Source organism: Saccharospirillum alexandrii (assembly GCF_004000275.1).
In the GTDB taxonomy this organism is placed as follows: Bacteria; Pseudomonadota; Gammaproteobacteria; order Pseudomonadales; family Natronospirillaceae; genus Saccharospirillum; species Saccharospirillum alexandrii.
The window spans coordinates 222,722-247,107 of sequence record NZ_RCIP01000004.1; the positions used below are offsets into that span (position 1 = coordinate 222,722).

At 51.0% G+C, this 24,386-nt stretch carries 32 protein-coding genes and 1 pseudogene; 25 read left to right on the forward strand and 8 right to left on the reverse strand.

Going from position 1 to position 24,386, the window contains the following annotated elements; all coding sequences use genetic code 11:
• Positions 1 to 7 precede the first annotated feature (7 nt).
• Together EP166_RS16835 and EP166_RS16840 are read right to left on the reverse strand one after the other, a co-directional pair.
• Complete coding sequence (locus EP166_RS16835; RefSeq protein ID WP_127559221.1) at positions 8 to 553, reverse strand: hypothetical protein; 546 nt, start codon at positions 551 to 553, stop codon at positions 8 to 10.
• 193 nt (positions 554 to 746) lie between these two features.
• Positions 747 to 1,079 carry an HU family DNA-binding protein gene (locus tag EP166_RS16840; protein ID WP_127559223.1) on the reverse strand — a complete coding sequence of 111 codons (333 nt, stop codon included), beginning with the start codon at positions 1,077 to 1,079 and terminating at the stop codon, positions 747 to 749.
• Between the two features lie 630 nt (positions 1,080 to 1,709).
• Between EP166_RS16840 and EP166_RS16845 the strand changes: the two genes are divergently transcribed.
• On the forward strand, positions 1,710 to 3,014 hold the full coding sequence (locus EP166_RS16845) for an HD-GYP domain-containing protein (RefSeq protein ID WP_127559225.1): 1,305 nt from the start codon (positions 1,710 to 1,712) through the stop codon (positions 3,012 to 3,014).
• Between the two features lie 190 nt (positions 3,015 to 3,204).
• Here EP166_RS16845 and EP166_RS16850 read toward each other — a convergent pair whose 3' ends face one another.
• From EP166_RS16850 to EP166_RS16860, 3 genes are all read right to left on the reverse strand, one after another.
• Positions 3,205 to 3,531 carry a DUF3301 domain-containing protein gene (locus EP166_RS16850; protein WP_164743993.1) on the reverse strand — a complete coding sequence of 109 codons (327 nt, stop codon included), beginning with the start codon at positions 3,529 to 3,531 and terminating at the stop codon, positions 3,205 to 3,207.
• A 69-nt stretch (positions 3,532 to 3,600) separates the two neighbouring features.
• Complete coding sequence (locus tag EP166_RS16855) at positions 3,601 to 4,287, reverse strand: response regulator (RefSeq protein WP_127559228.1); 687 nt, start codon at positions 4,285 to 4,287, stop codon at positions 3,601 to 3,603.
• Positions 4,284 to 5,909 carry an ATP-binding protein gene (locus EP166_RS16860; protein WP_342775650.1) on the reverse strand — a complete coding sequence of 542 codons (1,626 nt, stop codon included), beginning with the start codon at positions 5,907 to 5,909 and terminating at the stop codon, positions 4,284 to 4,286. Before EP166_RS16860 ends, EP166_RS16855 begins: the two co-directional genes overlap by 4 nt.
• A 283-nt stretch (positions 5,910 to 6,192) precedes the next feature.
• Here EP166_RS16860 and EP166_RS16865 point away from each other — a divergent pair, with 283 nt between their 5' ends.
• The 4 genes from EP166_RS16865 to EP166_RS16880 all read left to right on the forward strand — a co-directional run bounded on the left by EP166_RS16865 (position 6,193) and on the right by EP166_RS16880 (position 9,557).
• A complete protein-coding gene (locus EP166_RS16865; RefSeq protein ID WP_127559230.1) occupies positions 6,193 to 7,170 on the forward strand; it encodes a Bug family tripartite tricarboxylate transporter substrate binding protein in 978 nt (325 codons plus the stop codon).
• Positions 7,167 to 7,613 (forward strand): tripartite tricarboxylate transporter TctB family protein, encoded by a 447-nt coding sequence (locus EP166_RS16870; protein ID WP_127559232.1) that lies wholly within the window; start codon positions 7,167 to 7,169, stop codon positions 7,611 to 7,613. The genes EP166_RS16865 and EP166_RS16870 overlap by 4 nt, the downstream gene beginning before the upstream one ends.
• Positions 7,613 to 9,139 (forward strand): tripartite tricarboxylate transporter permease, encoded by a 1,527-nt coding sequence (locus EP166_RS16875; RefSeq protein WP_127559234.1) that lies wholly within the window; start codon positions 7,613 to 7,615, stop codon positions 9,137 to 9,139. The genes EP166_RS16870 and EP166_RS16875 overlap by 1 nt, the downstream gene beginning before the upstream one ends.
• 223 nt (positions 9,140 to 9,362) lie before the next feature.
• Positions 9,363 to 9,557: a (2Fe-2S)-binding protein gene (locus EP166_RS16880; protein ID WP_127559236.1), complete on the forward strand. Its 195-nt coding sequence runs from the start codon at positions 9,363 to 9,365 to the stop codon at positions 9,555 to 9,557.
• Between the two features lie 43 nt (positions 9,558 to 9,600).
• Here the strand turns inward: EP166_RS16880 and trhA are convergent, their stop codons facing one another.
• Entirely contained in the window at positions 9,601 to 10,251 is a 651-nt protein-coding gene (gene trhA / locus EP166_RS16885) for a PAQR family membrane homeostasis protein TrhA (protein WP_246026331.1), read from the reverse strand.
• Between the two features lie 297 nt (positions 10,252 to 10,548).
• Between trhA and EP166_RS16890 the strand changes: the two genes are divergently transcribed.
• The gene (locus EP166_RS16890; protein WP_127559238.1) at positions 10,549 to 11,508 is read left to right on the forward strand and encodes a carbohydrate kinase family protein; all 960 of its coding nucleotides are present in this window, start codon (positions 10,549 to 10,551) and stop codon (positions 11,506 to 11,508) included.
• 241 nt (positions 11,509 to 11,749) lie between these two features.
• Here the strand turns inward: EP166_RS16890 and EP166_RS21655 are convergent, their stop codons facing one another.
• Positions 11,750 to 11,854 (reverse strand): hypothetical protein, encoded by a 105-nt coding sequence (locus tag EP166_RS21655; RefSeq protein WP_127559239.1) that lies wholly within the window; start codon positions 11,852 to 11,854, stop codon positions 11,750 to 11,752.
• A gap of 110 nt (positions 11,855 to 11,964) precedes the next feature.
• A pseudogene (locus EP166_RS21705) lies at positions 11,965 to 12,312 on the reverse strand (site-specific integrase); the annotation flags it as partial.
• Between the two features lie 270 nt (positions 12,313 to 12,582).
• Between EP166_RS21705 and EP166_RS16900 the strand changes: the two are divergent.
• From EP166_RS16900 to EP166_RS16990, 19 genes are all read left to right on the forward strand, one after another.
• The gene (locus EP166_RS16900; RefSeq protein WP_127559241.1) at positions 12,583 to 13,308 is read left to right on the forward strand and encodes a hypothetical protein; all 726 of its coding nucleotides are present in this window, start codon (positions 12,583 to 12,585) and stop codon (positions 13,306 to 13,308) included.
• A 568-nt stretch (positions 13,309 to 13,876) separates the two neighbouring features.
• Positions 13,877 to 14,272, forward strand: coding sequence for a WapI family immunity protein (locus EP166_RS16905; RefSeq protein ID WP_127559243.1), 396 nt, complete (start codon positions 13,877 to 13,879; stop codon positions 14,270 to 14,272).
• Positions 14,273 to 14,366: 94 nt separating this feature from the next.
• Positions 14,367 to 14,768 carry a hypothetical protein gene (locus tag EP166_RS16910; protein ID WP_127559245.1) on the forward strand — a complete coding sequence of 134 codons (402 nt, stop codon included), beginning with the start codon at positions 14,367 to 14,369 and terminating at the stop codon, positions 14,766 to 14,768.
• Between the two features lie 121 nt (positions 14,769 to 14,889).
• On the forward strand, positions 14,890 to 15,297 hold the full coding sequence (locus EP166_RS16915; protein WP_127559247.1) for a hypothetical protein: 408 nt from the start codon (positions 14,890 to 14,892) through the stop codon (positions 15,295 to 15,297).
• Positions 15,298 to 15,385: 88 nt separating this feature from the next.
• Positions 15,386 to 15,856: a hypothetical protein gene (locus tag EP166_RS16920; protein WP_127559249.1), complete on the forward strand. Its 471-nt coding sequence runs from the start codon at positions 15,386 to 15,388 to the stop codon at positions 15,854 to 15,856.
• A gap of 70 nt (positions 15,857 to 15,926) precedes the next feature.
• Positions 15,927 to 16,220, forward strand: coding sequence for a YciI family protein (locus EP166_RS21785; RefSeq protein ID WP_127559251.1), 294 nt, complete (start codon positions 15,927 to 15,929; stop codon positions 16,218 to 16,220).
• Between the two features lie 74 nt (positions 16,221 to 16,294).
• Positions 16,295 to 16,801 carry a hypothetical protein gene (locus tag EP166_RS16930; RefSeq protein WP_127559253.1) on the forward strand — a complete coding sequence of 169 codons (507 nt, stop codon included), beginning with the start codon at positions 16,295 to 16,297 and terminating at the stop codon, positions 16,799 to 16,801.
• A gap of 102 nt (positions 16,802 to 16,903) precedes the next feature.
• Positions 16,904 to 17,536 carry a suppressor of fused domain protein gene (locus EP166_RS16935; protein WP_127559255.1) on the forward strand — a complete coding sequence of 211 codons (633 nt, stop codon included), beginning with the start codon at positions 16,904 to 16,906 and terminating at the stop codon, positions 17,534 to 17,536.
• A gap of 125 nt (positions 17,537 to 17,661) precedes the next feature.
• Entirely contained in the window at positions 17,662 to 17,886 is a 225-nt protein-coding gene (locus tag EP166_RS16940; RefSeq protein WP_127559257.1) for a hypothetical protein, read from the forward strand.
• A 76-nt stretch (positions 17,887 to 17,962) separates the two neighbouring features.
• Positions 17,963 to 18,229, forward strand: coding sequence for a GNAT family N-acetyltransferase (locus EP166_RS16945; RefSeq protein ID WP_220432614.1), 267 nt, complete (start codon positions 17,963 to 17,965; stop codon positions 18,227 to 18,229).
• A gap of 203 nt (positions 18,230 to 18,432) precedes the next feature.
• A complete protein-coding gene (locus EP166_RS16950) occupies positions 18,433 to 18,864 on the forward strand; it encodes a GNAT family N-acetyltransferase (protein WP_127559259.1) in 432 nt (143 codons plus the stop codon).
• A 94-nt stretch (positions 18,865 to 18,958) separates the two neighbouring features.
• Positions 18,959 to 19,333: a trypco2 family protein gene (locus EP166_RS16960; RefSeq protein ID WP_127559261.1), complete on the forward strand. Its 375-nt coding sequence runs from the start codon at positions 18,959 to 18,961 to the stop codon at positions 19,331 to 19,333.
• A gap of 95 nt (positions 19,334 to 19,428) precedes the next feature.
• Complete coding sequence (locus tag EP166_RS21335) at positions 19,429 to 19,695, forward strand: hypothetical protein (RefSeq protein ID WP_220432615.1); 267 nt, start codon at positions 19,429 to 19,431, stop codon at positions 19,693 to 19,695.
• Positions 19,696 to 19,795: 100 nt separating this feature from the next.
• Positions 19,796 to 20,065 carry a hypothetical protein gene (locus EP166_RS16965; RefSeq protein WP_127559263.1) on the forward strand — a complete coding sequence of 90 codons (270 nt, stop codon included), beginning with the start codon at positions 19,796 to 19,798 and terminating at the stop codon, positions 20,063 to 20,065.
• Positions 20,066 to 20,659: 594 nt separating this feature from the next.
• A complete protein-coding gene (locus EP166_RS16970; RefSeq protein ID WP_127559265.1) occupies positions 20,660 to 21,016 on the forward strand; it encodes a hypothetical protein in 357 nt (118 codons plus the stop codon).
• A gap of 451 nt (positions 21,017 to 21,467) precedes the next feature.
• Complete coding sequence (locus EP166_RS16975) at positions 21,468 to 22,253, forward strand: PhzF family phenazine biosynthesis protein (protein ID WP_127559267.1); 786 nt, start codon at positions 21,468 to 21,470, stop codon at positions 22,251 to 22,253.
• 115 nt (positions 22,254 to 22,368) lie between these two features.
• Positions 22,369 to 22,689, forward strand: coding sequence for a hypothetical protein (locus EP166_RS16980; RefSeq protein ID WP_127559269.1), 321 nt, complete (start codon positions 22,369 to 22,371; stop codon positions 22,687 to 22,689).
• A gap of 458 nt (positions 22,690 to 23,147) precedes the next feature.
• Positions 23,148 to 23,855 (forward strand): hypothetical protein, encoded by a 708-nt coding sequence (locus EP166_RS16985; RefSeq protein ID WP_127559271.1) that lies wholly within the window; start codon positions 23,148 to 23,150, stop codon positions 23,853 to 23,855.
• Positions 23,856 to 23,926: 71 nt separating this feature from the next.
• Complete coding sequence (locus EP166_RS16990; protein WP_127559273.1) at positions 23,927 to 24,316, forward strand: YceK/YidQ family lipoprotein; 390 nt, start codon at positions 23,927 to 23,929, stop codon at positions 24,314 to 24,316.
• Positions 24,317 to 24,386: the final 70 nt, after the last annotated feature.

A 24,386-nucleotide genomic window follows, 5' to 3' on the forward strand; every position in this document is an offset into this window, starting at 1 on the left:
GCAGCCTTCAGCTCTGCCGCCGCTGTTCCCAGGCAAGCTTGATGGTTTCGAGCTGCTCGTTGTCCTGCAGCAGGGAGAAGAAAGACTGTTTGGGCATCTCCAGTTCGCCGAGATGCGCCCGGTCCCAGTCGACCCAGGTCAGGCCTTTGCTGATCTGGTGCGCATGGTGTACGCCTTCTTCGAAGCTGTAGCTGGTCATGCCATCCTCAGTAAGCTGAGTAATACCCCGCACTTCCAGCCGGCCCAGCGTTAACTGGTTGCCCGACTCCATGACCACAACAAAATCACCGGCGCGCATTTGCAGCAGCGACCACAGTAGCGTCGGTACGCCACTGAGCGAGCTGGCGGTTTCGGTCCAGCGTTTGTCACGCGCGTAGGCAAGATTGCCCCGCACCTGCACCAGGGTTTTGAACTGACGTTCCCAGCCGGGTTTGTCTTTCAGATACTTTTCCAGGGAGCCGATTTCGGCCCAACCGAGGGCGACGCATTGGCGGCGCTTGAGCTCGTCGTAACTGCAATGCACGCTAGAGGTGATTAACCACCAGAGATTCATAGGCGTGATCCTAGGGTTATTTTTTATTGTTCCCAGGCAAAAACAGCATAAATGCCTGCATGGAGGAAACCATGCACCTAACTGCGATTTGATGCAATAACAACCTGTAAAGAGCCTGCCCATTGGTCGCAGACAGACACAAAAACGCCCGGCTAACCGGGCGTTAAGTCAAAGCCTTGGCGCAGACATCGCCTTAGGCGGTGGTCATGTCTTTCAGCTTTTTCAGCGGACGCACTTTTACGGCGGTGCTGGCTGGCTTGGCAGCGATCATGATTTCTTCGCCGGTGAACGGGTTCACACCCGGGCGTGCCTTGCGGGCCGGTTTTTTGACTGACTGAATTTTCATCAGGCCGGGCAATACGAATTCGCCGCACGCGCGTTTTTTCAGGTGACGTTCCATCAGATCCGACAGTTCGTCGAGCACAGCCTGGACGTCTTTTTTGGTCAGCTCTGTGTTTTCGGCAATCTCGGTGACGATTTGAGTCTTGGTGTAGCGTTCTTTGATGGCAGTGGCTTTTTTAACCATGAATGCATCCTGATTGGTTATCGGTAAAGGTGATGAATGACGCTGGGTCATTGAAGCTGAGGCTCACCGAGCCCTTGGCTGGAGCAAGACTTTAGCGCATTGCAGGAGCATTGAATACGCCGAACCTGGCTGTTTTTACCGGTTTTTTGCCTGTTAATCGCCTTTGAGGTGAAAAACGGCAGAGAATTGTGAAGCGGGTTGGGATGGGCGGCCAGCCCGGTCGCGATGTGATCAGTCCAACCCGGCTTACGTGAAGCCGGTTGCGACCGGTGATCGGGACCGGGCTAGCCATAGCTCGACTGTCGGTGAGCGACGCCCAGTTGTCGAGGGTTTTTTGGCACAAAACGCTGCTACTTTAGTCGGATTGTTGACTGACAAGGCTTCCTGCGGGAACGTCGGGTTACATACGTGGACTGATTTCCAGAGCAATCACTGCTATTGTTGTAACCGTTTTCAGGTAACGTTTAACCGGAAAGCAGGGAAATCTGTACGGCCCGAACACGGTGTTTGGCAAGTGAACCGGGTCGGGCTGGAATGGAGCAATACTTGTTCGATGGAGAATCCGAACACTATGTGCGCAGTGTTAACCCGTGCGTTTTCCGTTGGGAACGGTGACGAGACTGGCTGTTCATGAAAGAGCCGTCACGCCCCATTTCACAGGATGCAGAGCCCTTGTGGGAACATCAGGCGAGGATACACCCGGCCGAATTGCTGGTCGGGCATTTTGTGGCGCGCATGGATCGCGACTGGAGTGAATCGCCCTTTCTGATGCAGGGCGTGATGATTGAAACCCCCGAGAACAAAGCCTGGTTCGAACGCCATTGCGCCTGGGTGGTGGTCGACCTGAACCGCAGCCTGCGCAAGGTGCTTGCGCCCCGGCGTCCGCCGTCGATCAGCCCGGGCAAACCGCTGACGGCGTCGCTGAATGTCTCGGCCGCCGCCAGCAACGCCAAACACCCCATCAACCGGTTGCGTCATACCCGGGTCACCCAGCCGGCCATGAAAGCAGCCCTGCGTGGCTACGTCGGGCTCGATCAGCAAGCGCGCCGCTTAATTCACACGATTACCCGGGGCGGGCCGCTCGATCTGACGGGCGCGAAAAATGCTGTCTCGGCCCTGGCCACCACGCTGGATAAAAACCTCTCGGCGCTGGTTTGGCTAACGCGCATCAAACAGCAAGACAACTACACCGCCCAGCATTGCATCAACGTCGCTATTTTATCGATGGGCCTGGCCCGCGCGCTGGAATGGGACGACAAAGACGTCGAACACGCAGGCCTTGCCGGCTTGCTGCACGACCTGGGAAAAATGCGGCTCGATCACGATATTCTGAACAAGCCCGGGCGACTCACGCCGGAGGAGTTCGACCATCTGAAACGGCATTCGCAACTGGGCTACGACCTGCTTACAACCGACAAAGACGTACCCGCCGACGTGGCAGTCGCCGTGCTCGATCACCATGAACGGCCGGATGGCCGCGGCTACCCGAACGGTAAAAAAGCCGGCGAATACAGTGCCATGGCCGCCCTGGTTGCGGTGGTCGACGCCTACGATGCCATCACCTCGCACCGTGTTTACGATGCCGCCCGCTCCCACCACGAAGCCCTGAGCATTCTCTGGCAGCAACGCGAAACCCAGTTCGAAGGCACGGTGGTAGAAGCCTTTATTCAATTCATGGGCTGGGTCACCCCGGGCACCCTGGTGCGCATGACCGACGACTCCATTGCCGTGGTACTTCAGGCCCGCATGGGCCAGCGCCTGCTGCCCGTGGTGCAGATCCTGCTTCCCAACGACACCGGCTACCTACTTGGGCCACGCATCGATCTGGCCAAACTGACCCCCGAAGAAGACCAGGTGCCGCTGCGCATCTCCAAGGTGTTGCCGGATGGTGCCGAAGGTGTCGACTTGCAGAGTCTGTCGCTCAGTATGTTGTAGTAGTTATTGGATTTTGAAGGGCGTTATGGATTAGCGGCGGTTGGCAGGGATGCTCATGCGGGGGTATCTGAGGCATGGATGCCGAAGTTAAGCCTACACGGATGTATTCACGGCGCCCCCGCAGGAGTATCCCTGCCATCCTCCGCGGGTTCTCACGACACAGCCAAATTAGCCACCAATCCTGACGTGGCTAGTGGATAATTTTGTCTTCAACGTACGGCTGCCAATGCACCGATTCCAGTCGCCTCCCACGTAAAATCACCCAGCCCAGAAACCGCCGGTCTCCCACCGTACTGAATTCAAACTGATACATGCGCTGAAAGGCGATGATGCTCTCGGTCGATCGGGCGAGGCGCATGCGGCGCAGGTAAATGCTGTCGTCGAGCATTTGTACGCCTTCTTTTTTGGCCGCGCGGCGGGCATGGTGCAGGGCAATCTGACGCAGGCCGAGGTGGTGCCAGATCCAGGCGCCGGCGATGATCACAAACAACAGGATCAGTAGGGATTTGCCGTCCACAGGGGTCTCTTCACATGAGGGTGTGCGCGCCAGTATACGGCATCGGCAACGGGGTTGCTCAACTGCGGTTTAGCCGTTCAGGTGGCGGTAGCGACGCTCGGGCCTGCCCACGGTGCCGTAATTCACCTCGGCACTGAGTTCGCCGGTGCTGACCATGAATTCCAGGTAACGCCGGGCTGTGGTGCGCGATGCCCCAATGCGCTGGCCGACGGCGTCGGCACTCCAGTCGCCGGTTTCCACCACGTGGCGAATCTTGTCGAGGGTTAGCGCATCGATGCCTTTGGGTAACCGCACCGGTTCATCGACCGGGGTTTCCGCGTGGCCTCTGGGCAAGAGTAAATCGACTTCCTTTTGCGCCACATTGTGCAGGCTATCGAGTGTATCCAGGTGGGCGCGAAAATGATTCAGGGCCTCTTCGAGACGTTCGTACACCAGGGGCTTCAGAATGTAGTCGAACACACCGCCGTGCAGTGCGCTGCGCACTGTGTTTACCTCGCGCGCGGCGGTGATCAGAATAATATCGGTGTGGCTGTTGCCGGCGCGCAGTTCGCGCAGCAGCTCCAGGCCATTGCCGTCCGGGAAGTGAACATCGAGCAAGACGAGGTCGGGCGTGAGCACATCGATCTGGTCGCGGGCATCCGCCAGGGTGTGCGCAATGCCGACCAGTTCAATCGCGTCCATGCGTTCGATAAAGCGGCGCTGAATCTCCGCCACCTGACGGTCGTCTTCGGCAATTAGCAGTCTGAGTGTTCTCATTGCGCGGCCCCCATCGGGTTAAGGGGTTGCTTGGGCAAATACAGTGTAAACCGGCTGCCACCGGCGGCCAGGTTTTCGACCGTGACTGACCCGCCCCAGCGTTCAACAAACTGGCGGACCAGGTACAGGCCAAAGCCATGGCCGCTGTCGGTCTTGCTGGTGACGCCTTTTTCAAACATCCGCGCTTCCTCTTCCGCACTGATGCCCGGGCCCTGGTCTTCCACTTCAAAAATCAGGTCCAGCCCGAGATCCGTCATGCTCAGTTGCACCTGGCCGCCTTCACCGCGGTGACGGCGCGTGGCTTCGAGCGCGTTATCGATCAGGTTGCCGAGCACGCTGACCAACTGATCTCTTGGCAATTGAACGGGCACGTCGGCCATGTGGCTGTCCGGGTCGATCACCAGGGTCTGGCCCATTTCCCGGGCGCGGTTGTATTTGCCGAGAATGCAGCCGGCCAATACCGGGTCGGGCACGGCATCGAGCAGCAGGTGAATCAGTGTTTGGTGATCGTGCACTTCACTGCCGATTAACGCCATGGCTTCCTCGGTGGCGCCTATCTGAATCAGCCCGGCAATGGTGTGCAGCTTGTTCGAATATTCGTGCGTCTGGCTGCGCAACGTATCGGCGTATTGCTGAATGCGGGTGAGCTGGCGGCTGATCTGATCGAGCTCGTCGCGCAGCCGGAAGCTCGACACAACACCGATGATGTTGGCACCCTGTTTCACCGGCAGCCGGTTGACGATCATGTGCCGGCCCTGCAGCCAGATTTCCTGGTCGAACTCCGGCTCGCCCCGTTCCAGTGCGGCCATTAAACCGCTGTCGGGCAGTACTTCGGCTATGGGCCGACCGGCCAGGGGTTTATCCGATTCCAGCCCCAGGCTATCGACCGCGGTGCGGTTAATGGTGGTGATAATGCCTTCCCGGTTCACCGCGATAATGCCCTCGCGCACCGACTGAAGCGTCGCGTCCCGTTCTTCGAACAGCCGGGCTATCTGCTCCGGTTCCAGGCCAAAGATCGCGCGTTTGAACCGCCCGGCAATGATAATGGCAACCGCCACACTGCCCACCAGCATGACCGCCATGACCAGGTACAAGACCAGATTGTAACGGGCAATGGTGGAGCGCACCTGGTCCAGCGAATAACCGACCGAGACAATGCCGATGATCTCCTCGCCGACCATATCGTAAATGGGTGCTTTGCCGCGCATCGATAGCCCCAGGCTGCCAAGCGCCTTGTTGACGTAGCCCTGGCCGTCTATTAACGCAATGGAGCCGTCGTCACCATCGTCGTCCGCCATGGAATGGCCCAGCCGTTCCGGGTTCGGGTGTGCCAGCCGAATGCTGTTGTGATCCCCGATCACGATGAACAGGGCATCGTTGGTGTTGGCCAGTTTCTGACTGAGCTGGTTCAGCGACTCGACATCGCGCGCTTGCACGCCGCGAATGATATCCGGTGTGGCGGCAATGGTTTTGGCCACGTTCAGGGCGCGCTGACCGATCTGTTCATCCAGCGAGGCGCTCAGGTAGTACCAGGCAAAGCCGCCGATGATGCCGGTTTGAATGGCACTGACCAGACCCAGCACCAGAATCATTCGGGTCTTGAGTTTCAGTCGTTTAAACACGAGAAGGGGTTCTGCCTGCGTTTCTGCTGTGATTGCGCACAGTCGCTTCCGGTGCAGCCGGAAACGGTGTTTTTTTATAGTCCCGCTAGCCTAACCGAGCTGACGTCTGATTTCGCGTGATCTTTATGAACAAAACGCCCTTTAAGTGCGTTAAAGGCATTACGCCCACAATCTGGTCAACAAACAACCACAGGCCTAGCCTCTGCATCGAACCTGAACAACACGCTCTGTGTGTTCGGGAATCACAGTAGAAATACAACAACAAAAGCAGAGGAAGACCATCATGAAATTCAAGCAATCCTTGTCTTTGCTGGCCGCTGCGGCGTTCAGCGTATCCGCTATGGCCTGGGAACCCAGTGGCCGAGTTGAATGTATCGCCCCGGCTGATCCGGGCGGCGGCTGGGACTTCACCTGTCGCAGTGTGGGTAACGTGCTGGAAGAGCTGGGTATGGTGACGGGTTCGGTACAGACCACCAACATGGCCGGTGCTGGTGGTGGCGTTGCCTTCGCTCATACCATCAGTAAGCGTAACAGCGACGACAAACTCCTGGTCGCCGCTTCGACCGCAACCACCACCCGACTGGCGCAACAGCAATTTCCGGGCATGAACGCCGGCATGGTGAAATGGGTCGGCGCCCTGGGTGCGGATTACGGCATCATCGCCGTCAGTCAGGATTCCGACTATGAAAACCTGAACGACCTGATGGACGCGGTTAAAGCCGACCCACGCAGCGTCAAGTTTGCCGGTGGCAGTGCCAACGGCGGCTGGGACCACTTGAAAGTGCTGATTGCCGCCAAAGCAGCCGGTGCCGGTTCCTTGCCGAGCATTCCCTACCTGTCGTACAACAACGGCGGCGAAGCCATGACTCAGGTCATCGGTGGCCATGTGGATGCCTTTACCGGCGACATCTCTGAAGCCACGGGCTTTATCGACTCGGGTGACCTGCGCGTACTGGCCGTGTTGGCAGAAGACCGCCTGCCGGGCAAGTTCAGCGAGATCCCTACAGCGCGTGAGCAGGGCATTGATGCACTGGGCCCGAACTGGCGCGGTTTCTACATGCCGGCTGATGCCGACGACGAAGCCAAGGAATACTGGGTAAACGCCATCGACGAGCTTTATGCCAGCGATGAGTGGAAAGCGGTCATGACCCGCAATGGCCTGATCCCGTTCCACCCGCCTGCAGATGAGTTCGAAGCCTTTGTTACCCAGCAAGTGGCCGACATTGAAACCCTGTCTCGTGAAATAGGGCTGCTGAGATGACCTCGTTTGGAGACCGCTTTCTGGGTCTCGCCCTGTTCGTCCTGGCCGTCTCGTACGGCTGGGTCGCACAGCAGTGGCCGCCGCCGTTTGGCGGCCACGAGGCCGTCGGCCCCGAGACCTTCCCGACTATTCTGGCCTTCATACTGGCCGGTTCGAGCCTGTACCTGATGTTCAAGCCCGACCCCGATGCACACTGGCCCATGGGCCGCACCGCCGCCGAACTGGTGGGCGCCATGGTCATACTGGTGTTGTACGCCTTCGTGCTCGAAACACTGGGTTTTGTGATTGCCACAACCCTGGCCGTGGGCACCCTGTGCTGGCGCATGGGCGCGAAGCCGAGAGCGGCGTTCCTGGTTGGTGTGATCAGCGCGGTATCGGTGTTCCTGTTGTTCAACAACCTACTCGAATTGAGCCTGCCTGGTGGCTTGCTGGAGTTTGACTGATGGAAACCCTGCAATTCTTGATGGAAGGCTTCGCCGTTGCGCTGACACCCACCAACCTGATGTTGGCCTTGTGTGGCGCATTCCTGGGCACCCTGATCGGCGCGCTGCCGGGCCTGGGCCCAGCCAATGGCGTTGCCATTCTTATTCCGCTGGCATTCACCCTGGGGTTACCACCAGAGTCCGCCATGATTCTGCTCACCTCGGTATACGCTGGCGCCATGTACGGCGGCCGTATTTCATCGATTCTGCTCAACATCCCCGGCGACGAACCGGCGATGATGACCTGCCTCGACGGCTACCCCATGGCCAAAAACGGCAAGGCCGCTGAAGCACTGGCCGTTTCCGCCATTGCCTCCTTTATTGGTGGTTTAATTGGTACCTTGGGTCTGATCCTGCTGGCCCCGGTACTGGCCCGATTTGCCCTGACCTTCGGCCCAGCGGAATACTTCGCCCTGTTCGTGCTGGCCTTTGCCACCCTGGGCGGCATTACCGGTAAGAATCCGATGAAAACCGTGGTGGCCGCCACGCTCGGCATCATGATCTCGACCGTGGGCATCGACATTTCCACCGGCACCCAGCGCTACACCTTTGGCGTGCTGGAACTGTACGAGGGCATCGACTTCATTCTGGCCATTGTGGGCCTGTTTGCCATCTCCGAGTTACTGCTGTTCATTGAAGAACGTGCCGGCAAAGGCCGGGCGCTGATTCAGGTGGGCAAGCTGAAACTGAGTATGAAAGACATCTACAGCATTCTGCCGACAACCTTTCGCGGTGGTATTCTGGGCTTTGTGGCGGGCGTGTTGCCCGGTGCCGGTGCCTCCCTGGGCAGCTTCATCAGCTACACCCTCGAAAAGAAAGTGCTCGGCAAGAAGGGCCGCTTTGGCGAAGGCGACATGCGCGGCGTAGCCGCACCGGAAGCCGGCAACAACGGCGCTTCCTCCGGTGCGCTGGTGCCCATGCTGACCCTGGGCGTACCGGGCAGCGGCACCACGGCCGTACTGCTGGCGATGCTGATTTCCCTCAACATCACCCCCGGCCCGCTGATGTTCACCCAGAACGCCGACATCGTGTGGGGCGTGATTGCCGCCCTGCTGATTGGCAACCTGCTGCTGCTGGTGCTGAACATTCCGATGATTGGAGTGTTCGTGAAGGTACTTTCGGTACCGCCGATGTACCTGCTACCCATGGTGACGATGATTGCCTTTGTAGGCATCTACTCGATCAGTCACAGCACCTTCGACCTGTATTTTATGGTCGCCTTCGGGGTAGCGGGGTACATATTGCGCAAGCTCGAGATGCCGCTGGTGCCGATTATTCTGGGTATGTTGCTCGGCCCCGAAATGGAGAAAAACCTCGGCCACGCCATGATCATCTCCGATGGCGACTGGGGCATTCTCTGGGGTACACCGCTGGCGGTAGGCTTGTGGCTGGTAGCTGGGCTGGGGCTGATATTGCCTTACCTGATTGGCCCCATCCTGCGCCACCGCATGCGCAACGCCATTAAAGAAGACGCCGTAAGCGACTAAACACGATTCAGACGTGCTGGTAGCAAACCTTTTGGGCCGTTGGAGCAATCCGCGGCCCTTTTTTTGTTTTTAGACGACAGTAGAGCCTGAAAAACAGCGTCAAAAACCCGGACGGAGGCCCGATACAAAATATTACCACCTGACAGAATATTTCCCTTGTCAATGATAATCCTTCGCATTAGTATTCTGTTAACGATACACAACAGGCACAGAGCAAACCGATATGTACGTATGCTTATGCAAAGGCGTGACCGACAGAGACATCGAAGAACAAGCGATTCAGGGCGCTGACTACAGCGACGTGCGTCGTGAGTTGGGTGTAGCGACCGACTGCGGTGCCTGCGGCCAGCTGTGCAAATCCCTGTTGCGTCAATTCGAAGCAGACGCCGTCGCCAACGTAGAGTTCAGCGCAGCCTAGGCAGGCTGCGTTACCGCCTTTCTGTTAAAACCCTTCCCTCGCGTTACAAAATTACGAAAAATACCACTGAGAAGAAGTGCAGTACGCTGCCGGCCAGCACGAACAGATGCCAGATAGCGTGGTTGAACGGCCAACTCTTACGCATGTAAAACACCACACCCAGGGTGTAAGACAAACCGCCCGCTACCAGTAGCCATAACCCGGTGGTCGGCAAGGCGTCCAGCAGCGGCTTCATCGCCAGCACCACCGACCAGCCCATTACCAGGTACAACGCCACCATCAGCCCGTGAAAACGGCGCAGCTGAGTCAGATGCACCACCGTGCCAAACAGTGTTAACCCCCAAACAATGCCAAACAACGTCCAGCCCCAGGGCCCGCGCAGGGTAACCAGGGTGAACGGCGTATAGGTGCCGGCAATGAGGTACAGAATGGCGATGTGATCGAGCCGCTGCATGATGCTGCGAATGCGCGGGCTCTGAATGGCGTGGTACAGCGTAGAGGCGCTGTACAGCATGATCAGCGTGGCGCCGAATATGGCCGTGCTGACGATGTGCCAGGCATCACCGTGCAGGGCCGACAACACCACCATGACCACCAGGCCGGCGATAGAGAGCATGGCACCGAGGCCGTGGGTGAGGCTGTTGGCCCATTCTTCAAGTTTGGTATAGCGGGGTAGTTCCATCGAACTGGACACGTTTGGTTTCCTGAGAAAAGCAATGCAATGAGTATAGGTGTTATGGCAAAGATGATGCGGCCGAACCGTGACTCTGCAATGACAAAGCCAGCATTAAGGCGGGCGGGGCAACAATACCGCTCTGGGGCGAGCACCTGTGTCGGCCCATCATAAACCGGGCCGGTGCCGAAAGGTGGGAAAAGGGTTTATAAACTGGCCCCGGGCTGCAACAATAGCCAAAATGTAATAAAACAACATAATCCCTCCCGGCCCGTTTTCCCCAAAACCCGGGAGCCCAACCCCCGAGATCGCAGCACTATGAAGCCCATTCTCTGTTTTGGCGAATTACTGATCGACTTTCTGAACTTCAACACCGCACACGAAGGCGGCTTCGCCCTGCCAGAGTTTCGCCAATACCCCGGCGGCGCTCCGGCCAACGTAGCCGCCGCCGTAGGTCGATTGGGTGCCGCCGCCCGCTTTGTGGGCCAGGTAGGCGACGACCGCTTTGGCCAGTTCCTGACGAACGCCATGAAACAACTGAACGTAGACATGAGCTACCTGGGCGTACACCCAACCGCTCACACCCCCCTGGCTTATGTATTCCTGGATGACAGCGGCGAGCGCAGCTTCGAATTCCTGCGTCACAACTCCGCCGACGTAGTGATGACCCCATCCGACCTGCCCAATGCGGCATTCGATGGCGCAGGCACCTTTCACTTCTGCTCCAACACCCTAACCGACGAATACATCGCCGAAACCACCCAGGCCGCCATTACCAAAGCCCGCGCCCAAAACGCCGTGATCAGCTTCGACGTAAACCTGCGCCACAACCTCTGGCCCAACCGCCAGGTAGACCCCGCCATGATCCAGCGCTTCCTGCGCATGGCCGACATCATCAAAGTATCCCGCGAAGAGGCCGACTGGATTGAAGCCAATGGCTTTGCCGTAAGCGACTGGCTGACCACAGCCCAAGCCGTATTCATTACCGACGGCGCCGAAGCCATTGAGATTCAAACCCCCAAAGGCCAATACCGGGTGAGCCCGCCTAAGGTGAAAGCGGTGGATACGACTGCGGGTGGCGATGCCTTTACCGGTGGCTTACTGCTGGCGCTGAATGGACGTGACCTGGAAGCGTTTAAAGAGAGTGACTGGGAAGCGGCGACAAGCTTTGCAGCCGCGTGTGGCGCAGTAGCCGTAAGCCGGCCCGGGGCATTACCGGCATTACCAGAGTGGACCGATGTAAAAGAAGCCTGGCCATTTGGTGAAGTCCCGATATAAACGCTCACCTCCCAACTCTCCCAGTAAGAGGCCAGTCCCCTGGGCGACAGGAAGCAAAACAGAGCTGAGATCATTCCTCCGTTCCCCTCCCAAAGCCCATTAAGGAGCCTCCGGGGAGAGGGGGCGCAAACGACACCTCTGGAAACATAAATACTTGCCAAGTTCGCACCAGAGTGCCATGGTAAACAAACAACTTATTTTTGCCTTGGTGTGCCCTGTAACCGGCCGGGCGGTAGCGAATTTAATCGACGTCCACTGGGCTCACCATACCTCTCTCATGCAAGCCCACAACGTGGGTATAGATCTGAGTCGTCTCCAGAGACGAGTGCCCCAGAATTTCCTGCATATTCCGTAAATCGGTGCCCTGGCAATGACCCTTTTTACTTCGTCTTGTGATAAAACCGTAGGAAGTTTTCTGGGCTTATTGGCCTGCTGAAAGTCCAGCTCGCCGATTTCCTGTTTTAAAAATTCCCTGAAGAGAAAAACCAGGGCGTTCAAGGCCGTGCGTTGTGTATTGATCGCGGTAAAGCGCTCTATCGCCAGATGGCTTAAGAAAGGCTCTATATCACTGGGTTGCATTTCAATGGGGCTGGTATACCCGTGAAATTTGATGAACCGTTTTATCCACAGGCAATAGGTTTTCTCCGTTCTGTAGGCCAAACCGCGAGAGCGTATGAACACAGTCACCCTGTCCATGAAGCGAGTTGATGTTGAACAAACAGGTTTGGGGACATCCATGGCTAGTTTCCTTGTCACTAGATAGCTGTATAAACATACAGTTACCAGCCATCGATGTTTGAGCATTTGATCACATAACAAGCCTAAGTCGCGACGCTGATATCTGGATATGCCGGGGATATGCGTCGCGTGAGACGCTGATATCGGAAATAGTCGTCTGAAGCGACGGTTTTGTCAGATTTGATATGCGCTTTGAAACGAGTTGAATTATCACGCCTAGCCCGTTGTTGCTGGGTCTTAGCGGTATGGTGTGGTAGGTTTCAAACTTAATTTACCGAAATCAGCGTCGGAAACGACGATGAATAAACTGTTAGGCTTAATAAGCATGGAGAAACATTGAGTACCGCGAGGTTATTGGTCGACAGAAGAGAGCGCAGGCTGCTATTGGTTGCCGCAGGGGCTTTTCTTCTGTTGTGTTTAATCGAGGCAAGACTTCCTCTGCCAGAGTATTTATCGGGAACGATTCTTGAACCAATTCTCGTAAGCGACGCTGCTCGAAGTATAAGTGCCGGGGTTCTGGTCAGCCTTGTGGCGGCGTATATATTCTATCTTCTGATTGACTATTTTCCTCGGTCAGCCAAGGAAGCAAAGTCGATTTTTGTTCTGAATTCGTTGCTTGCAGCAGTGCTTGATTCTTATGATCGATGTCGTGTTTTCGGGCACGAAACAGCGCTACCTCATGTTCAGAGGCATGTTCTAGAGGATGATTGGCTGGAGCAGACGATTGTCGACATAAAGGATCGGAACGCAAAATTTCTTCCGCTAAAGTTGGCCATGCAGACTGCACACACACGCTTGGATGACTTTAGAAATGCATTGGTTTTGGCTGTCAACCTATCCCCAGAGCGTGCGCTTCAGTGGTTGGTCATCATCGATAAGATAAGGCTCTTTGCCGAGAGCTACGGGGAACAGCCAGAGGTGCCGGAGGATAAGATACATCTGGCTGACAGTGAGTCAGACGAAAACCCCCTCCGATTGTATAAAGGAGATCTGGGGTTTCGCTTTCTGGAAGTTGTTGAGGAATCGCAAAGATGGCTGCAACAGAATGGCCCTAAAGCCTAACAAGTGCAGGCACGGCGACGCCCATTACATTGCGCCTTCGGCTCCATTCCATGGGCGCGCATGCTGCAAGCGTTAACTTTCTTTATAGAAAATGGAGTCGAAGTGTATACCGGCTTTGAAATCTGCAAGACTCTAAAATCGTCTGAAAAGTGCATACTCTTACGTGAATACAAGTCTGGGGTATTTCATACTCATTTTCACAAGCACATTCCTAGCAACAGGTTAAGTGTGGATGGCGCATTTGAATTCTTAAAAACGTTAATTGTCAAGTATTCTTCATTGGGAGACTCCGAGATACTGAGGTGTTATCTAAATAAACGAAAAGGCTCTCCCGAGAGCATTCAACTCCTTACAAGTGCTGTTGAATACCCAGAACCAGGGGTCATTCGAAAGTACTTTAGTCATGGTGACTTGAGTTCTTGGTATGATGAAGTAATAGATAAGTCCAAGTTCCGCACCGGCCATGAAAGTTAACAAAAAATGAACTTCGTGCGTAAACACCGCTACGCACTGGACTCAATCACGCTGGCGAGTAATTTCACCGGTTATTTTGGGCGTTAACTGCACTATGAAGATCGAAACTCACGGCCTAAATTGTCAGATTGAATTCGCAGCTCCAGATAGAGAGGGTTGGCAACGTGCAAAAGTGAAAATCGCGGTTCCGAATTTCAATGGAAGTTTTGCGTGTGAGCTTCAATCTGAAGAAATTGAATACCTCCGGCAGCAGTTACTACAACTGGAAAGCCAGTTGGGCAAAGAAGCATCTATTGAATGGCAGAATTTAGAAGACAATATTTTTCTTAGCCTAAAACTCGATAGGCAGGGAAATGTCGAAGGTGTATATAAGTTTAGTGCCAATGTTATTTCTATTGGTCCAACTCTGTCTGGCGAGTTTAATGCGGATCAGTCATATTTAATAAAATGGGCTAACCAGTTAAAAGGGGTTGCGAGTGTCGGCTGTTAACAAGCCGCTCAAATTCGTTCCGGCCACAAAAAGCGTGGCCTCCACCGGACTCGCTAACGCTCGCCGTTTAGCGGGGCGTTAAGCATCAGAAAGTATGAGCTACGATATCGAATTACCGAACCCGTTTTGGTTTGGATTTAAAATCAATGAAAGCGAAGATCGTTTGCCTTCAATTGGCTGCGAGGTAGAACTGAAACTTGAAATTCCCAGAGGGGTATTTTCTTACACCGCTAAGGAAATCTGGTTTGAGTGCGCGGTTTTTGATGAGTTTTTGGTGCAATTAAAAGGATTGAAAGCCGGCCAAATCAGTAAAGCTCAGTTCTACGATATGGATCGAGAAATAGTGCTTTCATTTACTAAAGATGAAGTTGAGTTGTCAGTTCATCGAATACACAGCGAAATTGGCTCGGGTTATATGGAGTTCAAGCGGGATTTTGATCTTGATATGGTTAACCAGCACATTGAGCATTTAGAAGGTTTTGCAAAGTGGTGGTAGCAATGCTTAACAAGTCAAAGCACGCGGACTTGGCAAAGCTGTCACCTTTTTTGTTCCAAAAAAGCCGCCAACTTCACCAATCCGGTGTTTGAGACGTTAGATGTCCAGGAATTAGTCTGCTATGAACAAATATCAAAAGGCAATGTTTAACGCATATTGGTTCCCGGTAACTTTGTTTTATGTTTTTCCAAATGTTGTGCTCATGTTTTTAGCTTGGCCTCTTAAAGTGTCAGAAGTAGTTCAATATTTTATACCATTTTTAGTCGTATTTTTTCTAACCGGTTTTCTATTGGCTCCTTTTATTGGGCCTAAGGTGGTTAGCCACAAGGGCTGGTCATTCTTTATGGCTTTTATATGTATGTTTACTGCATTATTGGCTTATATTTTTGGGATGTCCGCGCCCAATTTTGAGCATCTTGAGTTTGGATTAATTATTGTACTATTTTTGGCAATACTTGGTATTTTTCCAACTTTGTTGGGAGGCATGTTTTATATTGGGGCTTGTGAGCGTGTATCGAAGGTCACCTAACAATGCAAATCAAGGCGACGGCTTTTACGTTTCGGCAACGCCTACACTACAAAGCCGCGCTTGTTTGCGGCGTTATGCATGAGGGATCATGGAAATACCAGAAAGTATGAAAGACGAATTGGCGGCATGGAATAGTGGGAAAGGAATTGACCTTGAGTCATGGGTAGGCTGTGAAGGCAACTTTAAGCTCGCTGTAGGTTACGCATCCATATTTTGGCCAAACTTTGTCGAGTTCGAGGGCTACATATTCACGGAGGGGTTCTCCAAAGACTCTGTCCGAGGATTCGAGTCGCAGAAAGGTAGCACGCCAAAGTCCGTAGAGTGGGTGATCAACCATCTGCATATAGCAGATATACAGCACTACGGCTGCAGCGACATTGCGAAGGACAAGCTGCTCGTCATCGGCAAGACTCTCAAGGAAATCTATGAGCTGAAACTCAGAGCGCTCTTTCCTGAAAAGCCGTGCATAGTGGAGTTCTACGTACCAGACGATGAAGATGACCTGATGGACTATCAGGTATCTTTCTGGCAGGCCAAGCACGAGGCAGATAATGCATAACAATCGCAGGCACTGGGACAAAATTTCCGCTGCGCTCCAAATTTGCCCGTGCTGCGGGCGTTAAGAGTCTATGAGATTCGTAGTCCGTACATTTGATAACCCAGCTCGGATAGCAATTCGAGAAGAGTATATGCAAGCGCATCTCGATTATTTAGCCGAGAATGATCAGGAGATCCTGGTGGCTGGATCACTTCGAGAATCTCCTTCCAATAGCCCAATTGGCGCACTCTGGATTATTGAAGCAGAGTCGGAAGGTCGCGCTACGCAGTTAGTAGAGAGAGACCCCTTCTTTAGAAAAGGACTCAGAAATAATTATGAGCTATTGTACTGGTCAAAAGCATTTCCGCATTTGGTCACTGTGTAGCTCTTAACAAGCAAAGGCACTGCGACTCGTTTCACTCGCACGTGCTGTGATCGTTAAATCAAAAGAGGGAAGCAATGAGCCGTTTATTAATAATTTTGTGTGGGATAATTCCCTGCTTTTCAGATGCAGACTACTTTAGAGTATTGGTCGGCTACGAATGTGATCAAACGTCCAATGAATTATCGGTAACCTATCGTGGAGCTTACAATGAGGCAGGTGATTTATTGATTGAAAGCAAGACTTCTACGCAGTGGACTCCTTGGTCACTTATAGAAACGATGGAGAATGAAGATAGGATCGGCACGTTAAAGACAATTGAAGCATCTTGTGCTCTTTTAGGAAAACGCTATAAAATACTTATAGGCCCTATTCCAGGAAACATGAATATACAAGGTAGATGTGGTGCGGTAATGACTGCATGGGCAGAAATCCGACAAGGAAGCACTGTTTTGGTTCCTAGACGTGAACTTGAATCAGATTGTCATGACTTTGACACGCCAGTTACAACTGACATAATTTTAGATGCAAAAACAGATAGAATTGAGTTTAAAACTATCAGTAAAAATGAATTTTACATGTAAAAGTTGTTTGTTGGTTACCAGGTCAGATTTAACAAACCATTGTAATTGACTCGGGAAAAGCCTCTCGCAATTAAATAGGGGCGTTATGCATAAAGGTAAACCGTGAGCATTCTCGAAGAAGCCTGGGAACAGAGAGAGCAAAAAATATATAAATCCCTTATAGGAAATATGGGAGAAGGAATATATACGCTCTCTTTCGATCTCTTTAAAAATCAATTTGGACGTGAGTCAGTAGACCCAACTTGGCTCCATTACGGCGTTTTCAAATGTCCGCCATCGAACGAAAGAAATACATGGGTGTACATATCATCGGGTATGTCTAATCCCTGGTACGCTGAAGATAAAGAAGAGTACTCTGGTTTAGGAACTGAGCTTATTCTTGAAACCGAAACAGACGTTTCCTGGGGAATACCGCTTGTTCAGTCACTTGTTGCATTCAACATATTGGTTTCCGTGGGCCATTTTGGGGAAAAACCATTACTTGAGCACTGGGCACGTATTCCCCAGCCAATTGAGCCGAACATTAGCAATTTGGTCTTAGGCATTCCCAAACATTTTCCCGAGAGTATAGAGCTTGTTTCGGGTAAAGTTGATCTGCTTCAAATTATCGGTATTACGAAGGAAGAGTTTATCTTCGCTCAAGAAAAAGGATCACCTGCTATCTGTGAGCTCCTAATAGAACGCGCTATATATCCAATTACCAATCCAAATAGGCGCAGCACAATAAATGCATAACAAGCGCTTCCAGCCTGACGCCAAAACCTCCGCGTTTTTGTGTTACTCGCTGCGCTCAAACATTAACACAAAAACACTACGGCTTCGGCGCAGCTGAAGCGGGCGTTATAAAGCTAGAGACATGTATGGATGAAGTAGAAATTAGGCTTACAAAAGACGAAGCCTTGGTGCTATTCGAATTCTTATCCAGATTCTCAAATGAGGATAAATTGAGCATTCAAGATCAGGCGGAAGCAAGAGCATTATGGAATCTTACTTGCGTATTTGAGAAAACATTGGCGGAACCATTTTCTGTTGATTGGAATGAGATAGTTGAAAGGGCACGAGACCGACTCAGAGATGAATCGTAGATGCTTTATAATAATCACAGGCACTGCGACTCGTTGCACTCGCGCGTGCTGTAAGCGTTCTATTTAAAGGGAATGTATGTATCAACTCAAAGGTGAAATTCCATCCGTTAAGGATTATATTGAAATTAGACTCGCAGCTGGGCTTTCTAGAAAATCTGAAGAAGCAGCAGAAATTGCTTTACCAAATTCAATATATGGTGTGACTGTCTATCACGGAAATGAAAAAGTTGGGATCGCTCGTATCATTGGGGATGGCGGCTGTTTCTTCGAAGTTACCGATATGGCTGTACTGCCAGAGCACCAAAGTAAAGGTGTTGGAAGAATCATTATGAGCATCTCGTAGCATGGCTGAAAGAAAATGCCCCTAAAACTGCTTATGTAAGTTTGATGGCAGATCATGGCACTCCTGAGTTTTATGCCAAATTTGGATTTCAGAAAGCTGAAATGCCAAAATCTTCAGGCATGTCCATGCGCATCTTATAAATAGAACAAGTGCGGGCACTGGACTCGTTCCTCGCCCGTGCCACAAACGTTATCTGTGAGTACATGATTTCAACCCGTGACGCGACAAGCTCCGACGTCGAAGCAATGATCCGGCTGGACACGATTGTGTCCGACGATGGTGAACGACAGGAACATATCCAGTCGTGGGTGGCCGCTGGGAATGCGGTGGTAGCCGAAGTCGATGGAGTCGTAGTGGGTTACGCAGTTATTGAATACACATTCTTTGGCCAGGGATTTATCACGATGTTGCAGGTCGCTGAGGCACATCGCCGCCAAGGTGTCGCAAGGCAGCTGCTGACGTACTTGGAAAACGCGTGCCGCACTGACAAGTTGTTCACCTCCACCAATAATTCCAACGAGCCAATGCAAAAACTTTTAGATTCTGTTGGGTATTCGCCAAGTGGAACAGTCTACAACCTGGATGAGGGAGACCCGGAGCTGTTCTATTTCAAGCGAATCGCGAATGACAGATAACAAGGCCAAGCACTGCGACAGCTTTTCCGTTGCGGCTTCGCCTCCACTACAAAGCTGCGCGTGTTGGCGGCGTTAAGGGTCTTACGGAGGCTTCATGGATTTAAAGGATTTTGTTAAAGAATCGTTGGTTCAGATTTCAAACGGGATTTCTGAGGCAAATGAAGAGCTTGCTGATTGTGGTGCTCTTATTAACCCTCTACATATAACAACGCACACTGATGGTTCCCAGTCCTATGGAAGAACGGGGCAGCCTAGAAACATCCATACTGACAGTAGAGTTGTAGAGAAAGTGGAGTTTGATGTCGCTGTATTAGCTGAGAAGGGCGAAGCCGCTAATGCAAGACTAAAATTGTCGGTAGCTTCGATTGGTTTCGGAGGGGGTGCTGGAACTGAAACAACGGACCGATCAGAATCTCGCATTAAATTTACCATACCTGTAGTTTTTCCTGGTGTGGAAAGCAACACTTAACAAATCCGTGTTGTGGATTAGTTTCTGCTCCGCGCCAACTAACCACAAACGGAAACGTTAGGTGAAATATTGAACTTGTATCTTATGGAAAATTTATGCATCCATTATTAATCCCTAGTATTTTGCTGATTGCAGGGCTCTATTTCTTAACCAGGAATATCAAATTTTTACGAGACAGTGCTGAGCTAGAGAGCTATTTGGCAACAAGCCCAAAAGGTAAACTTTGGGTAGGCAAGTACGGCCTCGAAAAAACAACAGAGCTAGCTAAGAAATACTTCCTGCCACTTGGTATAATTATCGCTCTTGCTATGGTTGGGAGCAGCTCTTGGAGCCTGTATCACATAATTCCGAATTATCTATGAACCACAATCACCTAACAAGGCCAGGCACAGCGACGGCTTTTTCGTTGCGGCTTCGCCTCCACTACAAAGCCGCGCGTGCTGAGCGGCGTTAGATTTCTCCATGAAAAAACACACCTTGCCCAATGAAAATCAGAGAAAAGCATTGTGCGAACTTATGCACCACGCTTTTGTCGAGCTGCGATACCTGGATGGCGAGCAAGCCCACGATCTTGCGTATGCCTTTCACAACTTGCCTGTCGAAATCTATGGCTGGGGTAGCTGGAACCCAAAGGACACGCGTGGCCGCTTGAAGTACTATCAGAGCAAACACGCCAAGAATCTCGGAACGAACTACGTCAAGTTGTTCAACAAGATATGCCCAGAAATCTAACCATGGGTTGCAGCCGACCCGCAAGAGCGGCGAGGGTTCCGTGTTTCTTTCGAGCATCAATGGGGCCGCTTTTGCGGTCGGCTGAACCCAATCGTTAAGATTCTATGAAATGTACTAATTGTAATCACAAGCTTAAACGAAAGGTTAGGTTTTGGATTAACCCAGCAGATGCTGTTGGTGGGTCCATAGTATTTGGGATTATCTTTTTGATATTCTTCTTGATCGTAAGCTTTGTTATTGAAAATACTAGGGTTTCACTTGTGCCTGCATTTAATGCGGCTGAAATAGGGGCTAGCAACTGGTACAGTTTTGTTGGCGAAGCTCTTGATGCAGTGCTTAGTGTTGGACTATTTCTTTATCTCATGTTTTGGGGCGGAGCTAAGTTTTCGAAGTATTTCTCATATCTGTTTGAGTTCAAGTTTAGTATTCATAAAAATTGCAGTGCTTGTGGGTTAAAAACCGTTGTCGTCGATTTTCCCGCGCACCCTGAATCTTAACAAGCTGTGGCTGGTACAGGCCCGCTTAAAATAGTCCGCTGTCGCGGGCGGGCCTTCGACTCGCTTTCGCTCGCGCCAGCACAAAGACGTTAAAAGTATGAAGAACGAATACGCACAATACATGATTTCATGGATAGAAAAGATTGAGGCACAATTTCAATCCCCTATTTCTGACTCCTATGAAGCTCTGAAGGCTTATTGGTCTGAGTCTGGAGTAGACTTCAACGAAGATGAAATGAAAGAGAAGTTGTGGGCATGGGTAGATGGTAATGGTGGCCCAAGAATAACCAGTGACAAAGAAATGGCCGTAGCACGCATGGTTTTATGTCTCGCCTACAAAGATAAAGTGACTATGGATGAGCTCAAAGATATAGGTTTCTTCGAAGATCTCTTAGAGCAGTATGGGTATTCTAGGACAGAGATAAATCGCACCTATGAGCAGCAAAACTTTTAACAAGGCCAGGCACAATCGCCCACTTCGTGGGCTGGACCTTCGCACTGCGTGCTCCGGCCTGTGCTGGCGGCGTTATAGGGCGCTACCAGTTTTAAAGTGAATTGCGGCTTTAATCAGCAACGCTCTGCCACTAGCGGGCAGTCCAGCATCAAGGAATGTGCTGTATTCAAATTCGCAGTTCCGTTCTTGGTGCCACTGCAGAAATTACAGTAATCGGCATGCTCACCGCTCTATTATGGTGTGCCAATAAGATGGTATGAATTACGGTCTAGCTGATATGCTTGGCCAATTACTAAGCAGCAATGGCTCCGCTGGCGCTGCGCAACGTGGTGGCAAAGAGTTTGAATTGTCGCCTCTATAACAAGGTGCTGTAGTCGCTGCGCTGGGACCTCCGTTTCGCTGCGCTGCACTTCGGCCCCTAAGCACGGCGTTATGTTTTTAAGAGAGTGTAATGAAATTAGCTATTTACCAAATTGATGCGTTTGCGGAAAAGCAGTTCGAAGGGAACCCAGCAGCGGTTGTCCCATTAGAAGAATGGCTGCCCGACCCTGTAATGCAGGCAATAGCGGAAGAAAACAATCTTCCTGAAACGGCCTTTTTTGTTCCATCGAAGGGTGGCTATCATATTCGCTGGTTTACTCCAAACAAGGAAGTAAAATTATGCGGCCACGCTACGCTGGCGAGTGCTTACGTCTTATTCAATATTCTGGCCTGCAAAGATGAGGTGCTGTCGTTTGAGTCGTTGTCTGGGAAATTACTTGTTTCCAAAGCTGACAATTTACTAACCCTAGATTTTCCGGCTCAGTCCCCCACTGTATGCAACACACCAACTTCACTTATAGCAGGGCTAGGGCTCACACCTTCGGAATGCTTAAAGCATGATGATTATGTTGCTGTGTTCGAAAGAGAAAAAGATGTTTTGAGTATTACACCGAATCATGAGGACCTAAAGCAGCTTGATCTTCGTGGTGTCATTGCAACCGCTCCATCGTCAAAGTTTGATTTCATTGTTCGCTTTTTTGCGCCAAAATTTGGCATCCCTGAAGATTCAGTAACAGGTTCTGCATATACACAGCTTATGCCGTACTGGTCTGAAAAATTGAACAAGTCAAAACTGCATGCAAAGCAAGTATCAGAGCGTGGCGGGAAGCTTACTTGTGAGATTAAAGGTACTAGGGTATTAATATCAGGCAGCGCCGTTACTTATATGGAAGGGAGCATTGAAATCAAAACATAACAAGGCCAAGCACAATCGTGCAATGCAGAACACGCATTGCACTGGACAGCCTACGCTGCGCTTCGGCTGCCTGTGTTGGCGGCGTTATATTTTCAACTCGGATTAATTTTCAACAATGACAGATATTACAAACATTATTATCCTTACTTCTATTGATGACGGAGCATGGATGAAGAGCGATCATGGTAATGTTGATGTCGTGCATGAGTATCTTCGTAAAAACTATCAAGGCAGCTCGCTCGCGAAAGTCGATGGACACGGAGGCGGAAGAAAACGAATGTCTTGTGATATATTTATGGCAGCCATAGATTATCTAAATAAAGAAGAGTTATTAGAGCAATTTCATGCCATAGAGTGGCAGCGGCCAGAACAAGTTCAGCTTCTATTAAAAGGCTCTAAAGATAATGTGTTTCAAGTGTATTGCCCAAAAATATAACAAGGTGGTCAAATACGTTCCGCTGCGCTCCACCGGACTTACTACACTGCGTTTCGTAAGCCGTTTACCACGGCGTTATATGTACTTTGCTCAGACTTTGGTATGAGGGATTTGAAAAAACACGAATAATGTGGATTTGAGCGAAAAAGCGATTGGACGGCGATTTTATTCCCTGCTACGCTTCGAAGCGCTCCTGCGACGCTCGCATAACATGCGTTGATGCGGACGGCGCCTGAGACTTCGAAGTAAAGCGAAAATCTTAAGACCTACCTATTGCCTTCGTAGCGATAATTCACGTTCTAAATGGATATTGCAGAGGCCTCAGCTACGTGCCACAAACCACATATAACAACCCGATGATACGTCACCTAAAAGTTGTCATAGTGCTCGCTGCGCAAGCACTCCGCCAACTTTCTTAACGGAGACGTATATCTCATTCGTTATGTTTCAGGAGCACCATGGTGAGCAGTGAACTAATCAACGGGATGAAGAGCTATCTCCTTCAAAAAATCAAGGATGATCCCGAATTCGTAAAGGATCTGGGCAATTTTATAGTTGGTATGGCATCTGTTCCCCAAAACATTCGAGACTTTTCAGAAAAGTCTGCTGCCATAGGTTGGTTTATTACATCTGAGTCGTACATGGCAAATATGAAGAAGGCTTTTGATGAGGGCCAAGAGAAACTAGATAGCTATATGATTGCGGAGATTGACCATAATTACAGCAAAATCAAAGAGTCGCTTCTTCAAAAGCATGAAAACAGAAAGCACATTTTGTCTGTAGCATTTGACTTGTATGAGCAACAAAATTGGATCTCATGTATACCTTTATTCTTATCGCAAACTGAAGGCATTTTTTCTGAGAATGTTGGTTCCCTTCTATTCAGTGAGCATGATTTAAGAAAGCAGAAGCTTCAAGAGAGGTTTAAAGATAAAGCAGGCGAGTATATGCCGTATCTTTATACTCCTTTTGAATCAAAAACACAGTTTTCCGCCGGCATCTCATCCGCAAGCGACAATAAAAAGAAGAACGGTCCAAATCGTAACGGAATATTGCACGGCTCTAGGAAGCATCTTGATTATGGAACAAAAATCAATGGCTATAAATGCATATCGCTTCTGTCTTATGTTTCTATGGTATTCAATGATCTTGAAGAAAAAACATAACAATCGCAGGCACGCGGAACAATTTTCCGCTGCGCTACAAATTGTCCGGTGCTGCGGGCGTTATGTTTCACATGAATAGAATCCTGATCACGATAATAGGCTTACTGGTATCTTTCTCTTGCTCTGCACTTAGTATTCATTGCGGGCCAATAGATGAGAGCTTTAAACGCCACGCATCTGAAGTAGATATTGAGTACATTAGAGATGTAGATACTTGGGCCATTCTTATCAGAGCACCCCTAGTCATTGAGGAAATGCCTTTTAGTTTGGTAAGCATTTCTAAAGGCAAAGATGGCAATGTGTTTAATGCGCACCTTCGTACATACGAAAACAAAGGTAAAATGGAAGCTCATTTTTACGCTAACGAAGAGACATTAAAGGGCATGCGTCTCTGGGTTTTCTATGGGGGTCAATGCCAAAAAGGGTTTAATTTACCACTAAAACATAACAAGGCGCTGTAGTCGCTGCGCTGGGACCTCCGTTCCGCTGCGCTTCACTACGGCCCCTAAGCACGGCGTTAATTTTCTACAA